We start from the raw sequence: 14,394 nt of genomic DNA on the forward strand, positions 1-14,394 counted from the left end.
TAGTAGCTTGTACTACCGAAACAGGGGATTTTTGAGACTTTAGGCTCAAAAATAAGTGATGAAATCCCATAGGGAGTTGCTCACGTCCCCACCACTTAAGGAAAATATCAAAAAATAGAAGAAAAAACTTAAGGAGAAAAACACATGTCTAAAATTATCGGTATTGACTTAGGTACAACAAACTCAGCAGTTGCAGTTCTTGAAGGAACTGAAAGCAAAATCATTGCAAATCCAGAAGGAAATCGTACAACTCCATCTGTTGTTTCATTCAAAAACGGCGAAATCATCGTTGGTGACGCTGCAAAACGTCAAGCAGTAACAAACCCAGATACAGTAATCTCTATCAAATCTAAGATGGGAACTTCTGAAAAAGTTTCTGCAAACGGAAAAGAATACACTCCACAAGAAATCTCAGCTATGATCCTTCAATACTTGAAAGGTTACGCTGAAGAATACCTTGGTGAAAAAGTAACCAAAGCAGTTATCACAGTTCCAGCTTACTTCAACGATGCTCAACGTCAAGCAACTAAAGACGCTGGTAAAATCGCTGGCCTTGAAGTAGAACGTATCGTCAACGAACCAACTGCAGCGGCTCTTGCTTACGGTTTGGACAAGACTGACAAAGAAGAAAAAATCTTGGTATTCGACCTTGGTGGTGGTACATTCGACGTCTCAATCCTTGAATTGGGTGACGGTGTCTTCGATGTATTGGCAACTGCAGGGGACAACAAACTCGGTGGTGACGACTTTGACCAAAAAATCATCGACCACTTGGTAGCAGAATTCAAGAAAGAAAACGGTATTGACTTGTCTACTGACAAGATGGCAATGCAACGTTTGAAAGATGCAGCTGAAAAAGCTAAGAAAGATCTTTCTGGTGTAACTTCAACTCAAATCAGCTTGCCATTTATCACTGCAGGTGAAGCTGGACCTCTTCACTTGGAAATGACTTTGACTCGTGCGAAATTTGACGATTTGACTCGTGACCTTGTAGAACGTACAAAAGTTCCAGTTCGTCAAGCCCTTTCAGATGCAGGTTTGAGCTTATCAGATATTGATGAAGTGATCCTTGTCGGTGGTTCAACTCGTATCCCAGCCGTTGTTGAAGCTGTTAAAGCTGAAACTGGTAAAGAACCAAACAAATCAGTCAACCCTGATGAAGTAGTTGCTATGGGTGCTGCCATCCAAGGTGGTGTCATCACTGGTGATGTTAAAGACGTTGTCCTTCTTGACGTAACGCCATTGTCACTTGGTATCGAAACAATGGGTGGTGTCTTCACAAAACTCATCGATCGCAACACTACGATTCCAACATCTAAATCACAAGTCTTCTCAACTGCAGCAGATAACCAACCAGCCGTTGATATCCATGTTCTTCAAGGTGAACGCCCAATGGCAGCAGATAACAAGACTCTTGGACGTTTCCAATTGACAGATATCCCAGCTGCACCTCGTGGAATTCCTCAAATCGAAGTAACATTTGACATTGACAAGAACGGTATCGTATCTGTTAAGGCCAAAGACCTTGGAACTCAAAAAGAACAAACTATTGTCATCCAATCAAACTCAGGTTTAACTGATGAAGAAATCGACCGCATGATGAAAGATGCCGAAGCAAACGCTGAAGCAGATAAGAAACGTAAAGAAGAAGTAGACCTTCGTAACGAAGTTGATCAAGCTATCTTTGCGACTGAAAAGACTATCAAGGAAACTGAAGGCAAAGGCTTTGACGCAGAACGTGATGCTGCCCAAGCTGCCCTTGATGACCTTAAGAAAGCGCAAGAAGACAACAACTTGGACGAAATGAAAGCAAAACTTGAAGCATTGAACGAAAAAGCTCAAGGACTTGCTGTGAAACTCTACGAACAAGCCGCAGCAGCCCAACAAGCTCAAGCAGGAGCAGAAGGTGCACAAGCAACAGGAAACGCAGGCGATGACGTCGTAGACGGAGAGTTTACTGAAAAGTAAGATGTTGAGGCGTTAAGAAAACGAAAGAAAAATAGGAAGCCATTGCCTTGTGCGATGCACAAAAGATAGCTTATCTTTTTTCCGAAGTTTTTAGCCGAAACTCAGTTAAGCATTACTAGTTTAATTTTTAAAACTTGAATGTCGTAATGATAAAAAGAAATCCAGAGGTTGCAACCCAGCCTCTGTTTTTCGGTAAAATAGAGGATGTTGCGTATGAAAAAAGTACTTTGTATCCTTTATCCCAATTTTTCTCTTTATGAGATAGCCACTTTAACAAGTACTTTAGCTCTGTCTTTTGACATCACGATTGATTATGTAGCTTCAGATTATTCGATGGTGGTCTCTGAAGATGGCTTGCCTTGTTTACCTACAAAAACATTGGATCAAGTACGTATAGAAGAGTATTCTTGTGTGATTTTGCCAGGAATGGTAAATATAGTTCCTGCTCTACAGGATGAAAAATTAAATTCGTTTTTGAGGGGACTCGGCAAGCAGAATATCTTAATTGCAGCAATTTCTTTAGCGCCTATTTTGTTGGCAAAAGCAGGTTTGCTGAACGATACGAAATTTACAGGTGGGATTTGGCAAAACTTCTTTGACTATTTTGAATTTCTTCCACGTGAGAATTTCCAACCCAAACTGGTTGTGCAAGATAAAAATATCATTACGGCTATAGGCTTTGCACATCAAAAATTTGCAAGAAAAGTGATTCTTGGTCTAGGTTTGGCAGAAAATACTGACAACTATTTTAAAGAACAGAACGAATATTCAGAAGAGGACTTGATTTTTACTCTATCGGACAAAGAGTTTGATGAAGTGAAGCAGAGTATAGAAAATACCCTCTAATGATCTACTTATAAATTATAGAAAGGAATAAGGGTGTTCGAGTAACTGAACACGGGCTACGGACTGTGTCAAAAAGATAGTTTTTTCTAGGACGTAAGCGTCCGTCGTCAAAACTCCTATTTTGACTGTGTCCGTTTGACGCCCTTTGTATCTTGAATTATGAACAATACTGAATTTTATGATCGTCTGGGGGTGTCAAAAAACGCTTCGGCAGACGAGATCAAAAAAGCTTATCGTAAGCTTTCCAAAAAATATCACCCAGATATCAACAAGGAGCCTGGTGCTGAGGAAAAGTACAAGGAAGTTCAAGAAGCCTATGAGACTTTGAGTGACGACCAAAAACGTGCCGCCTACGACCAATATGGTGCTGCAGGTGCCAACGGTGGCTTTGGTGGTACTGGCGGTTTCGGTGGCTTTGACGGAGCAAGTGGCTTCGGTGGTTTTGAAGATATCTTCTCAAGTTTCTTCGGTGGAGGCGGAGCTTCGCGCAATCCAAACGCCCCTCGTCAAGGGGATGACCTCCAGTACCGTGTGAATTTGACTTTTGAAGAAGCTATCTTTGGAACGGAAAAAGAAGTGAAATACAACCGTGAAGCAAGCTGTCGTACATGTAATGGCTCTGGTGCTAAGCCAGGAACAAGTCCAGTCACTTGTGGACGCTGTCATGGTGCAGGTGTCATTAACGTTGATACGCAGACTCCTCTTGGTATGATGCGTCGCCAAGTAACCTGTGATGTCTGTCATGGTCGAGGAAAAGAAATTAAAGACCCATGTACTACATGTCATGGAACAGGTCATGAAAAACAAGCTCATAGCGTCCATGTCAAAATCCCTGCCGGTGTGGAAACAGGCCAACAAATCCGACTCGCTGGTCAAGGTGAAGCAGGCTTTAATGGTGGACCTTACGGGGACTTGTACGTGGTGGTTTCTGTTGAAGCCAGTGATAAGTTTGAACGTGAAGGAACAACCATTTTCTACAAGCTGAACCTTAATATTGTTCAAGCAGCTCTTGGTGATACTGTGGAAATTCCGACTGTGCATGGTGACGTTGAATTGGTCATTCCAGAGGGGACTCAGACTGGCAAGAAATTCCGTCTACGTGGCAAAGGAGCTCCGAGCCTTCGTGGTGGTGCCGTTGGTGATCAATACGTTACAGTTAATGTCGTGACTCCGACAGGCTTGAATGATCGCCAAAAAGCAGCGCTTAAAGAATTCGCAGCTGCGGGTGATTTGAAAGTCAATCCAAAGAAAAAAGGCTTCTTTGAGCATATAAAAGATGCCTTTGAAGGAGAATAAAGTAAAAAGAGCCGATTGGCTCTTTTTTGCGTTATCTTTGAAAATTTAGCATCGAAAAATCATTTTCCAGTTAGCCTGCTATTTATACTTTTGAGTAAGCAGGCCAGCTGCATCCATCTCCCGGATGAGTTGCTTGATTTCCGCTTCTTTACCTGGCTTAACGGTGACGGTATCAATGTGCTTGATTGCCGAATTATCCTGAATATCCACTAAAGTCAAAGCTTTTTCATAGAATGCAATTCCCTTTTTTAGACTTTCCTGATCATTCCAAAAGAGAATTGAGTAATTGGGATTAAATTTCTTTCCGATTTCTTGGAGATACTTCTCGCTTTCTTTCTCTAAAAACTGCAACAAACCATGATTGAACAAGTTATCCCCTACTTTATAGTATGAAATCTCTCCTGTCTGTAGGACATAGACTTCGAGTCGATTTTTGGCGAGTTTTGGACTTTCTTTTAGGACGGTGTGACTATTGATAACCTCATCTGAGAAAGTAACATAAAAATTTAAGCCTCCACCCTCATATTGATAGTGTCCATTTGATTCTACTTTCTTAGGAGGCATATCAAGGGAGATAAAGATTTGTTTTAAGGCTTCATTCCCCTCGCGGATGTCACTCGGTGAGGCCTTGAAAAGATTGGCCACTAGTAGAAATGCTAGGGCCGCAAGAAGGCAGAGACAGCCACAAGGGATCGCGATGACCTTCGCTAGAACTTTTAAAAACTGTTTCATTTTCACTCCCTCCCTTTTCTGTTCGAATCTAGTAATCCAAAATGGATTTAAGGAAAGTTGGAGGATTTCTCATTCTTGTTTTTCTTCTTGGAGGATCGCCATTCTGGTTTGGAAATCTTTTTCCAAGACTTTGAATTTATAGGTTAAATCTTTTTGGTATTCCTTGATAAGTGCTTTTTGTTGGTTGATGATTTGGAGGCTGTTTTGGATGATATCCAAATCATCCTTAATGGTCTCGACACGGTCGCTAGTATCAATAAACTCCTCTGTGATGGCTTGGCGATTTTTTACGACAAAATAGCTTCCAGCTGCAGCTCCTGCGAAGAGCAGTAGATTTGATAGTTTCATGGCATCTCCTTAAGCATTTTTAATGGTTTCCGCGACTTGGGCAAGTTTGTCAAAGTCAGGTTCGTGGGCGATAAAGTCAATCTTGAGGTCATCTTCTGCACCGTAGCGAGGTACGAGGTGCACGTGAGTATGAAAGACTGTTTGACCAGCGATTTCCTCGCAGTTAGCAATGATATTCATGCCGACAGCCTTGGTAGCCTTCATAACTTTTTGAGCTACCAGTGGCACTTGGGCAAAGAGTTGGCTGGCACTTGTAGCATCCATCTCCAAAAGATTGCGATAATGTTCTTTTGGTACAATGAGGGTGTGTCCAGGCGTTACTTGAGAGATATCAAGAAAGGCAAGAACCTGCTCATCTTCGTATACTTTTGAAGCAGGAATCTCCCCTGCGATAATCTTACAAAAAATGCAATCTGACATAAAATCCACCTCTACTCTATTGAATTTTGATATAATATAGCTACATTATACCAGATTCGGAGAAAATATGTTAGAAATTAAAAACCTGACAGGTGGCTATGTTCATGTCCCTGTCTTGAAAGATGTGTCCTTTACAGTTGAAAGTGGGCAGTTGGTCGGTTTGATTGGTCTCAACGGTGCTGGGAAATCAACGACTATCAATGAAATTATCGGTCTTTTGACACCTTACAGTGGTTCCATCAATATCAATGGTCTGACCCTGCGAGAAGATGCGACCAATTACCGCAAGCAGATCGGCTACATCCCAGAAACGCCTAGCTTGTACGAGGAATTGACTCTCAGAGAGCATATCGAGACGGTTGCTATGGCTTATGGAATCGATCAGAAAATAGCTTTTGAGCGAGTGGAACCTTTGTTAAAGATGTTTCGTCTGGATCAAAAATTGGACTGGTTTCCGGTCCATTTCTCCAAAGGGATGAAGCAGAAGGTCATGATTATCTGTGCCTTTGTCGTGGATCCGAGCCTCTTTATAGTGGATGAACCTTTCCTTGGTCTCGATCCCTTGGCGATTGCAGACTTGATTCAGCTTTTGGAAGTGGAAAAGCAAAAAGGCAAATCCATCCTCATGAGTACCCACGTGCTGGATTCGGCAGAGAAGATGTGTGACGCCTTTGTTATCCTCCATAAGGGAGAGGTGCGGGCTCAGGGGAACCTCCAGCAACTCCGCGAGGCCTTTAACATGCCTGAGGCTAGCTTGAATGACATTTACTTGGCACTGACCAAAGAGGAGGACCTATGAAAGACTTGTTTTTAAGGAGAAAGCAGGCTTTTCGTAAGGAGTGTGTCGGTTATCTGCGTTATGTTCTAAATGACCACTTTGTCTTATTCCTGCTAGTTCTCATCGGTTTTCTAGCCTACCAGTACAGTCAACTCTTGCAAAATTTTCCTGAAAATCATTGGCCTATTCTTTTGTTTTTGGGGATTGTATCTGCCTTACTTTTGGCTTGGGGAGGAATCGCTACTTACACGGAAGTACCTGACAAGCTCTTTCTCTTAGTCAGTGAAGAGGAGGTCAAGTTGTACCTCAAAGGGCAGACGGTGCGTTCATTGGTTTTCTGGACAATTGTTCAAACCCTCTTTTTGCTCCTGTTTGCGCCCTTGTTTTTAGCCATGGGCTATGGCTTGCCAGTCTTTCTTGTCTATGTGATTTTATTGGGGACTGGGAAATACCTCCTCTTTCGCCACAAAGCTAGTAAATTTTTCACTGAAACTGGACTGGACTGGGACTATGTCATTGTCCAAGAAAGCAAGCGCAAGCAAGTCTTGCTTCGTTTCTTTGCCCTCTTTACTCAGGTCAAGGGCGTTTCAAACAGTGTCAAGCGTCGCGCTTATCTGGACTTCATCCTAAAGACTGTTCAAAAGGTGCCAGGGAAGATCTGGCAGAACCTCTATCTCCGCTCTTATCTGCGAAATGGAGACCTCTTTGCCCTCAGTCTTCGCCTCTTGCTCCTATCCTTCTTAGCTGTGATTTTTATCGAGCAGTCTTGGATTGCGACAGCAGTGGTTGTCCTGTTTAATTACCTCATGCTCTTCCAGTTGTTGGCCCTCTATCGTGCTTTTGACTACCAGTACTTGACCCAGCTCTTTCCTTTAAAAAAGGGTGAAAAAGAGAAGGGACTACAGGAAGTTATCCGAGGATTGACAGGTTTTGTTTTAATGGTTCAACTGATAGTTGGTTTGATTACCCTCCAAGAAAAACTAGCCCTTCTAGCCCTGCTTGGAGCTGGACTGGTCCTACAAATCTTGTATCTACCTTATCAGGTGAAACGCCAGATGTAAGACTAACATTGCTTAAACAATACAAAAAGAAGTTGAGTTCTGTCTCAGCTTCTTTTATTTTCTACAAGATAATAGTTGATCCGTAGAGACTTAGCTTGGTTTTGACTTGGTCAAAGTGGAAACGGTCATAGGCCCGCCAAGCGGCGCGAGTAGGAGCATCTGGATTGAGAACACTGAGTCCCAGGAGAAGACTGGAAGTCTGGTAAAATTTTTCCAGCTCAATCAAGAATCGATTATCCACTGTCTCAGTTTTAGAGAGAAAGAGAAGAATAGAGTTTAATTGCTCCTGAAAGTGTACGTCGTCAGCTGTTGCCTGTTTGCAGACTTGATAGGCTTTGTTTAACTCAGTTATCAGTGCCTGAGCAGTTTTGATTGGGTCTGTATCCGTCATGAGAATGCCTCCTTTGTGATGGTTCTAAAGTTGTTTCAAGTGATTGTCTTTCTATAATCATAGCTTATCACTTTTAACTCTTTTTTTACCTTCAAATCTTTAATTGTCATTGAAATTTCCTGAATGGTAATTGCAGGATTTTATGATAAAATAATTGTAAGATTATCATAGCTATTTTGCGAATGATTCGACACTTTAGGAATTTTTGAGAACCGTTTAGGATTTGGTGAAAAATAGTTTCTAGACTTATGCTATCCTCTTTTTAGGAGGTTTTATCCATGAACTACATTATCATCCAAAAAGAGAAAGAAATTTTCAAATTAAACATAAAGGATATCTACTATATCCAAATGCATCCAAGTAAAGCCCATACCGTGCAGATTGTTACAGAAAACGCTAGCTTTGATCTATTTCAAAATTTAAGCAATCTTGAGAAACAATATGGGGAAACCTTGACGAGATGTCATCGAAATTGTCTGGTCAACCTTGAACGAGTAAAATCCATGGATATCCAATCAAAGACCCTCTTTCTTGGAGAAGAAGGTCGATATGCTGTTCAGTATGCCAGACGTCGCTATAGAGACATTAGCCAAAAATGGTTGAAACAAGGAGAGTAAGAAGATGAGAATATTTGTTTTAGAAGATGACTTTTCCCAACAAGCTAGAATTGAAACGACGATTGAGAAACTTTTGAAAAAACAGAGTATCATTCCTAGTTCTTTTGAAGTTTTTGGCAAGACAGACCAACTGCTGGCAGAGGTGCATGAGAAGGGAGCACATCAGCTTTTCTTTTTGGACATTGAGATTCGAAATGAGGAGATGAAAGGCCTAGAAGTGGCAAGAAAGATTCGGGATCGAGATCCTTATGCCCTGATTGTCTTTGTGACGACTCACTCGGAGTTTATGCCCCTGTCCTTTCGCTACCAGGTATCAGCTTTGGACTATATTGATAAGGCCTTGTCGGCAGAGGAGTTTGAGTCTCGTATCGAGACAGCTCTTCTCTATGTCAATAGTCAAGACAGCAAAAGCCTGGCGGAAGATTGCTTTTACTTTAAATCAAAATTTGCTCAATTTCAGTATCCTTTTAAAGAGGTTTACTATCTCGAAACGTCCCCAAGACCCCATCGTGTTATTCTCTATACCAAGACGGATAGGCTGGAATTTACGGCGAGTCTAGAGGAGGTTCTCAAGCAGGAACCTCGTCTCTTGCAGTGTCATCGTTCTTTTCTCATCAATCCAGCCAATGTAGTGCATTTGGATAAGAAAGAAAAACTGCTTTACTTTCCTAATGGTGGAAGCTGTCTAATCGCGCGTTATAAGATCAGGGAAGTGTCTGAGGCTATCAATAACTTACACTGAGCTAGGAGAATTTATGAATATTGCTTGGATATTATTGTATACACTTATTACTAATGGGCTAGAAATTGTCATTTTCTTTAAGGTGGATGGAATTAATCTTACTTTCGAGAGGATTTTTAAGGCTTTTCTTTTTAAGATACTGTTGGCCTTTGTTTTTGTAATGATTAGCTATATAGTAGGAAATGCTTACCTATCTTATTTTATGGAACCCTTGTACGGCATAGGCTTGTCTTTCTTATTGTTAAGAGGGCTTCCTAAAAAACTCCTTTTCTTTTATGGTCTCTTTCCAATGATATTGGTGAATCTCTTTTATAGGGGAGTCTCCTATTTTGTGCTTCCATTTTTGGGACAAGGGCAAGTATATGATGACTACTCATTTACTGGGTTATGTATAATAATTTTCAATTTCTTCATTTCTCTAGTATTTTTAAAATGGTTAGACTATGATTTTACTAGTTTGAGAAGGGAGATTCTAGATAAAGATTTTCAAAAGTCCCTGATTAAGATTAACTGGATAATGGGGGCCTACTATCTAGTCATGGAAAGTCTGTCTTTTTTTGAATATGAACAAAGTATTCAATCAACGACTGTTCGCCATCTGATTCTGGTGTTTTACTTGCTCTTTTTTATGGGGGTTGTCAAGAAATTGGATACCTACTTGAAGGAAAAACTTCAGGAAAAACTGAACCAAGAGCAGACCTTGCGCTATAGAGACATGGAGAGGTATAGTCTGCATATAGAGGAGCTTTATAAGGAAGTTCGGAGCTTTCGTCATGATTACACCAACCTCTTGACCAGCTTACGCCTAGGTATTGCAGAGGAGGATATGGGGCAGATAAAAGAGGTCTATGACTCCGTCTTGAAGGATTCCAGTGAAAAATTGCAGGATAATAAATATGACCTGGGCCGATTGGTGAATATTCGTGACCGTTCCCTCAAAAGTCTCCTCGCAGGAAAATTTCTAAAAGCCAGAGAAAAGGATATTGTCTTTAATATCGAAGTTCCTGAGGAGATTCAAGTTGAGGAGATGAGTCTGCTTGATTTTTTAACCATCGTATCTATCCTTTGTGACAATGCTATTGAAGCCAGTCTAGAGGTCTGTCAACCTCACGTTTCAATTGCCTTTTTTAAAAATGGGGCACAGGAGACCTTCATCATTGAAAACTCCATCAAAGAAGAGGACATAGATATTTCTGAAATCTTCTCTTTTGGAGTTAGTTCTAAAGGGGAGGACCGAGGTGTTGGTCTCTATACCGTCATGAAGATTGTGGAAAGTTATCCCAATGTCAGTCTCAATACCACCTGTCAAGATCAAGTCTTTCGTCAGGTACTTGCTATGATACATACAGAATGATGAAAAATAAGACCGAGAGTGCTTGTTTCTCGGTCTTATTTTTTTATAGTTGTATTGGCTGATGAAGTCCTTGTGCGATGTAATGAGCATATCTATTAATGTTATATAATAAATCTTCCCACAACCCTCCACCTGTAATCTGGTTGAGTTCAGTAGCTGTTAGTTCCTGGAATGAAGTTAGGTTTTGATTCTTATCCATGTTATGATTCTCCTGTTTTATAAGATAATAAATAGTTATAGAGTGTTATCTGAAAATTAATCAGAATGTGTTAAAATTTTATCTTTGAAATAATCAAAATATGTTTTCTTTGCAGTTACACTAGTGACGCGACCTTGTAAGCCATATTGGATGAGCTTACTATCCTCATTAGATAGTTTTGCAAGAGCGGTTAATTTAAAGAGATTTCCTTGCTCTGTTCTGGTAGGAGTTTGATCAATGCTCTGAAGTTGGCCAATGATGGTAATACCGTGATTTCCAATCTTCTCAAGTTTTAATCTTCTCAAGTTTTAATCTTACAGTTTGTCCTTTATCTAGTAAGGGGAGATAGTCAGATGATACGTAGTAAGTGATTAGTACTTCTCTTGTATCTGTGATGACAGGGAATATTTGAGCAATTTCTGTACCAGTTGGAATTCTATTTTTACCTTCAAATTCGCTGTTTAGATGAACGATACCTTTACTTGGAGCAGTTAAGGTATTGTTTTCCAAGCGCTGTGTCGCTTGATCTAGTTGTACTTTTAATTCTGTTAATTGATTCTCCACGGTTAGTTGTTGCTGAGAAGCAGTCTGTAAAAATTGAGTGCGGAGTACTTCAATTTTGGTTGCTAAACTATTATCATAAGTTGCTACACTTCCGATACCAGCTTGCTGAATTTTGAGGCTTGCGATAGATGATTCAAGATTTGCAATACTTTGATTGATTTGAGATAAAAATGGCTCATCTGCAGTTTCTTGTGTTTGTTCTTGAGAGGCTACAAGATAACGATTCAAAATTGACTGGTGTGGATTGCCAGTCGGTAAGCGCGCTCTTTTGTTTATGATAGCATCTCTCAGCTCTTGATATTCTCCAATTTGTTGTTGCATTTTTGTAATTTCTTGTTCGATAGCTGATGAACTGCTATTAGCAAGATTGGCTTGATTTGAAACCTCAGTATTAGTCTTTGTGATACCCAGTTCAATATCATGAGCTTGTTTAGTAAAATTCATAAAGGTATTATGGTAGCCAAACTCATCTTCACCAGAAAAAAGATCAGTCGCTTTTTCTAAGCTTTGTTTCAAAATTCCAAGTCCTTCTTTTTGCTTCTCAAGTCTTTGTAATTGAGTTTCTAAGGCAGTTTTCTGACTTTCTTCCATTGTTTCAGAGTATTTGATGAGTAAGTCGCCTTTTTCAACTACTTGATTTGCCACTAAATGATTAGCTAGGATAGGATTATCACTGGTCGACTGAATGGATGCAATGACACTTGTAGGGGTAATTTCTCCTTGTGACGTAACTGTAATTTCTTTTGTGGCAACAAGGGAGAAAATTAAGATGAAAGTAAACAGTAATGAAAGTGGTATGATCAATACTGTCGCATAATTATGGTAACGTCTCTGATAAAACTCGACGCTTCTAAAAAGATTAGGATTCATAACATTCTCCTTATTTGTTGAATAGATGATGGTAGAAACCCTGCGCCTTCATTAACTCTTGATGACTACCAACTTCAATGATTTTCCCTTGGTCAAGAACAATGACACGGTTAGTCCGTTCGGCTATACTTAGACGATGGGCTACAAAGAGAATGGTTTTATCAGTTAGGGACATAAGATTATCTATAACCTTTTTCTCAGTCAAAACATCGAGAGCACTAGTAGCTTCATCTAGTATTAAAACAGGAGATTTAGTTAAAAGAGCACGAGCGAGAGCAATTCGTTGCTTCTGTCCTCCTGACAGACCTGCTCCATCAGAAAGTTGAGTTTGATAGCCCATAGGCATTCTTTCAATATCTTGACGGATTTCAGCTAATTCGCAAGCTTTTAGAATATCTTCTTGGCTAATCATATTATTACCGCCCAAGGTTAAGTTTTCCAAGATAGAGCCATTAAAGATATAGGCTTGTTGGGGCAGGTAATTAATATGACGTCGCAAGATTTTTTTATCAATATTTTTAATATCCTGATGATTGATGGTAATCTGTCCTTTGTAAGGGTCAAAGAAATTGACAATCATTTTGGCTAGAGTTGTTTTACCAGAACCACTAACTCCAACCAGGCTAACCTTATCACCTTCTTTAATTGTTAGATTGATATCTGTTAAGGTATCTCGTCCAAAACCATACTTATAAGAAAGGTCATCAAATTCAATATCGCCCATCAAAAAATTTGAATGAACAGGATTTTCTTGAACTTGAAATTCAGATTCAACTAAATAGACCTCGTTCAAGCGGTTATTAGCAACCTTCGCAGATTGGAGTTTAGTTTGTAGGTTGATAATATTTTCCATAGGAGTTGTAAAGTAAGAAAGAAGTGTATTAAAGGTAATCAGCTGACCGATAGAAATCTTACTCGACATGACTAATTGAGCACCAAACCATAGGATAAAGATATTAAGAACTAACTTTGTTCCTTGTTTTAAATTAGTTTGTAAAATAGAATATTTAGTAAGTTTAAAGGATTTTTCCAAATAATCTACAAATTCACTGTCTATATTTTGGTAGCGATTTTCTTCACTTGTGAGTGACTTGATGGTTTCAATCCCATTGATATCTTCGATAATGGCAGAACTAACCATAGAATTACTTTGCATGACATCGTGGTTCATTTTTTCAAAAGGCTTCATAAAAGAAAAGATGATGAACATGTATATAGGAACGGAAATAAGAGAAAGAAGGAAGAGATTAGGGTTTTGTGCCAGTAAGACGCTCCCTACAAGAATCAGAATGGAAACATCAAGAAGAAGAGAGAGAATGGTAGAAGCTAAGGCATCTATAATAGAGTTGGCATCTGTGAATCGTGAAATGATTTCCCCTGTACGACGTGTCGCAAAGAAAGACATAGGAAGTTCAAAGATATGGCGAATATAGGCCAAAATTACATCAATGCTTAATCTCTGACTCAGAACAGTTAGGAGATAATCTCTGGAGAAGCTCATGGCTTGTTGGAGGATATAGGTGATAATTAGACCAATTGAGATAATTCCTAAAGTTGATTTCATCTGATTTGGGATGTACTCATCCAAGATTCCTTGGAGATAATAAGAACCACCGATATTGATAATAGTGACTAATAAGCTTGAGAGAACAATGTAAGCAATAAGAGATTTTTGTTTGAAAATCAGAGGGAGGAAGCTCAGTAGACCATTCTTTTTATCTTTATGGGGTTGATAGCTGGGTTTGGGAGCTAGAAAAATAGCTACTCCAGTCCATTCAGAGAAAAAGCGTTCTTTTGACATTTTGGTGATTTTTACAGAAGGATCAGGATCACCAATAATCAGATAGTCTTTCCTTGTTTGATAGACAACATAGTAATGTTGGAGTTTCCCTTCTTTGTTAACGTGAACGATAAATGGATAGGGGACATCGCTCATATCAAAGAGCGTTTTATCTGCTTGAATAGGCCTTGTTTCAAAGCCCATTTCATCAGCGGCTTTTACAATGCCAAGAGCAGTCGTCCCTTCTTTGTTGGTCTTTGCAAGTTCTCTCAAGTGAGCTAGAGAAAAATCTGAACCATAGAATTTGGCAATCGAGGCTAAGGCAGCGACACCACAGTCTCTAGCATCTATTTGAGGAACAAATGTACGTTTATAAGAAGTCATTGGCAAATCCTTTCATATAAAATATGAATTTATTATACCATGAT

At 39.8% G+C, this 14,394-nt stretch carries 14 protein-coding genes and 1 pseudogene; 8 read left to right on the forward strand and 7 right to left on the reverse strand.

What is annotated here, in order from left to right:
• Positions 1-144 precede the first annotated feature (144 nt).
• From dnaK to dnaJ, 3 genes are all read left to right on the forward strand, one after another.
• Positions 145-1,968 carry a molecular chaperone DnaK gene (gene dnaK, locus B7709_RS00900; protein ID WP_084970925.1) on the forward strand — a complete coding sequence of 608 codons (1,824 nt, stop codon included), beginning with the start codon at positions 145-147 and terminating at the stop codon, positions 1,966-1,968.
• Between the two features lie 213 nt (positions 1,969-2,181).
• Positions 2,182-2,814, forward strand: a complete 633-nt coding sequence (locus tag B7709_RS00905; RefSeq protein WP_084970927.1) for a DJ-1/PfpI family protein — start codon at positions 2,182-2,184, stop codon at positions 2,812-2,814.
• A gap of 159 nt (positions 2,815-2,973) precedes the next feature.
• On the forward strand, positions 2,974-4,110 hold the full coding sequence (gene dnaJ, locus B7709_RS00910) for a molecular chaperone DnaJ (RefSeq protein WP_061454552.1): 1,137 nt from the start codon (positions 2,974-2,976) through the stop codon (positions 4,108-4,110).
• Between the two features lie 78 nt (positions 4,111-4,188).
• On the opposite strand, the gene B7709_RS00915 is transcribed toward dnaJ, so the two are convergent.
• From B7709_RS00915 to B7709_RS00925, 3 genes are all read right to left on the reverse strand, one after another.
• Positions 4,189-4,842 carry a hypothetical protein gene (locus tag B7709_RS00915; protein ID WP_084970929.1) on the reverse strand — a complete coding sequence of 218 codons (654 nt, stop codon included), beginning with the start codon at positions 4,840-4,842 and terminating at the stop codon, positions 4,189-4,191.
• A gap of 69 nt (positions 4,843-4,911) precedes the next feature.
• Positions 4,912-5,190, reverse strand: a complete 279-nt coding sequence (locus tag B7709_RS00920; protein ID WP_084970931.1) for a hypothetical protein — start codon at positions 5,188-5,190, stop codon at positions 4,912-4,914.
• Between the two features lie 9 nt (positions 5,191-5,199).
• Complete coding sequence (locus tag B7709_RS00925) at positions 5,200-5,610, reverse strand: HIT family protein (protein WP_084970933.1); 411 nt, start codon at positions 5,608-5,610, stop codon at positions 5,200-5,202.
• 67 nt (positions 5,611-5,677) lie between these two features.
• Here B7709_RS00925 and B7709_RS00930 point away from each other — a divergent pair, with 67 nt between their 5' ends.
• Positions 5,678-6,409 (forward strand): ABC transporter ATP-binding protein, encoded by a 732-nt coding sequence (locus tag B7709_RS00930; protein ID WP_084970935.1) that lies wholly within the window; start codon positions 5,678-5,680, stop codon positions 6,407-6,409.
• The gene (locus B7709_RS00935) at positions 6,406-7,449 is read left to right on the forward strand and encodes an ABC transporter permease (RefSeq protein WP_084970937.1); all 1,044 of its coding nucleotides are present in this window, start codon (positions 6,406-6,408) and stop codon (positions 7,447-7,449) included. The genes B7709_RS00930 and B7709_RS00935 overlap by 4 nt, the downstream gene beginning before the upstream one ends.
• A gap of 61 nt (positions 7,450-7,510) precedes the next feature.
• On the opposite strand, the gene B7709_RS00940 is transcribed toward B7709_RS00935, so the two are convergent.
• The gene (locus B7709_RS00940) at positions 7,511-7,840 is read right to left on the reverse strand and encodes a helicase BlpT (protein WP_084970939.1); all 330 of its coding nucleotides are present in this window, start codon (positions 7,838-7,840) and stop codon (positions 7,511-7,513) included.
• Positions 7,841-8,118: 278 nt separating this feature from the next.
• Between B7709_RS00940 and B7709_RS00945 the strand changes: the two genes are divergently transcribed.
• The 3 genes from B7709_RS00945 to B7709_RS00955 are packed head-to-tail and all read left to right on the forward strand — an operon-like array spanning position 8,119 to position 10,553.
• Entirely contained in the window at positions 8,119-8,457 is a 339-nt protein-coding gene (locus B7709_RS00945; RefSeq protein WP_084970941.1) for a LytTR family DNA-binding domain-containing protein, read from the forward strand.
• A gap of 4 nt (positions 8,458-8,461) precedes the next feature.
• Positions 8,462-9,199, forward strand: coding sequence for a response regulator transcription factor (locus tag B7709_RS00950; protein WP_084970943.1), 738 nt, complete (start codon positions 8,462-8,464; stop codon positions 9,197-9,199).
• Between the two features lie 13 nt (positions 9,200-9,212).
• On the forward strand, positions 9,213-10,553 hold the full coding sequence (locus B7709_RS00955) for a sensor histidine kinase (RefSeq protein WP_084970945.1): 1,341 nt from the start codon (positions 9,213-9,215) through the stop codon (positions 10,551-10,553).
• A 43-nt stretch (positions 10,554-10,596) separates the two neighbouring features.
• Here the strand turns inward: B7709_RS00955 and blpC are convergent, their stop codons facing one another.
• From blpC to blpA, 3 genes and pseudogenes are all read right to left on the reverse strand, one after another.
• Positions 10,597-10,752, reverse strand: a complete 156-nt coding sequence (blpC, locus tag B7709_RS00960) for a quorum-sensing system pheromone BlpC (protein ID WP_084877481.1) — start codon at positions 10,750-10,752, stop codon at positions 10,597-10,599.
• Between the two features lie 56 nt (positions 10,753-10,808).
• Positions 10,809-12,186: pseudogene (gene blpB / locus B7709_RS00965) on the reverse strand (peptide export ABC transport accessory protein BlpB).
• Positions 12,187-12,196: 10 nt separating this feature from the next.
• A complete protein-coding gene (blpA, locus tag B7709_RS00970) occupies positions 12,197-14,350 on the reverse strand; it encodes a peptide cleavage/export ABC transporter BlpA (protein ID WP_084970947.1) in 2,154 nt (717 codons plus the stop codon).
• Positions 14,351-14,394: the final 44 nt, after the last annotated feature.

Origin of the sequence: Streptococcus oralis subsp. dentisani (assembly GCF_002096335.1) — a bacterium.
In the GTDB taxonomy this organism is placed as follows: domain Bacteria; phylum Bacillota; class Bacilli; order Lactobacillales; family Streptococcaceae; genus Streptococcus; species Streptococcus oralis_Z.

What these genes read in the sequence shown, in the direction of transcription:
- dnaK (WP_084970925.1), top strand. Translation starts at nt 145, where the DNA reads ATGTCTAAAATTATCGGTATTGACTTAGGTACAACAAACTCAGCAGTT.
- B7709_RS00905 (WP_084970927.1), top strand. Translation starts at nt 2,182, where the DNA reads ATGAAAAAAGTACTTTGTATCCTTTATCCCAATTTTTCTCTTTATGAG.
- dnaJ (WP_061454552.1), top strand. Translation starts at nt 2,974, where the DNA reads ATGAACAATACTGAATTTTATGATCGTCTGGGGGTGTCAAAAAACGCT.
- B7709_RS00915 (WP_084970929.1), bottom strand. Translation starts at nt 4,842, where the DNA reads ATGAAACAGTTTTTAAAAGTTCTAGCGAAGGTCATCGCGATCCCTTGT.
- B7709_RS00920 (WP_084970931.1), bottom strand. Translation starts at nt 5,190, where the DNA reads ATGAAACTATCAAATCTACTGCTCTTCGCAGGAGCTGCAGCTGGAAGC.
- B7709_RS00925 (WP_084970933.1), bottom strand. Translation starts at nt 5,610, where the DNA reads ATGTCAGATTGCATTTTTTGTAAGATTATCGCAGGGGAGATTCCTGCT.
- B7709_RS00930 (WP_084970935.1), top strand. Translation starts at nt 5,678, where the DNA reads ATGTTAGAAATTAAAAACCTGACAGGTGGCTATGTTCATGTCCCTGTC.
- B7709_RS00935 (WP_084970937.1), top strand. Translation starts at nt 6,406, where the DNA reads ATGAAAGACTTGTTTTTAAGGAGAAAGCAGGCTTTTCGTAAGGAGTGT.
- B7709_RS00940 (WP_084970939.1), bottom strand. Translation starts at nt 7,840, where the DNA reads ATGACGGATACAGACCCAATCAAAACTGCTCAGGCACTGATAACTGAG.
- B7709_RS00945 (WP_084970941.1), top strand. Translation starts at nt 8,119, where the DNA reads ATGAACTACATTATCATCCAAAAAGAGAAAGAAATTTTCAAATTAAAC.
- B7709_RS00950 (WP_084970943.1), top strand. Translation starts at nt 8,462, where the DNA reads ATGAGAATATTTGTTTTAGAAGATGACTTTTCCCAACAAGCTAGAATT.
- B7709_RS00955 (WP_084970945.1), top strand. Translation starts at nt 9,213, where the DNA reads ATGAATATTGCTTGGATATTATTGTATACACTTATTACTAATGGGCTA.
- blpC (WP_084877481.1), bottom strand. Translation starts at nt 10,752, where the DNA reads ATGGATAAGAATCAAAACCTAACTTCATTCCAGGAACTAACAGCTACT.
- blpA (WP_084970947.1), bottom strand. Translation starts at nt 14,350, where the DNA reads ATGACTTCTTATAAACGTACATTTGTTCCTCAAATAGATGCTAGAGAC.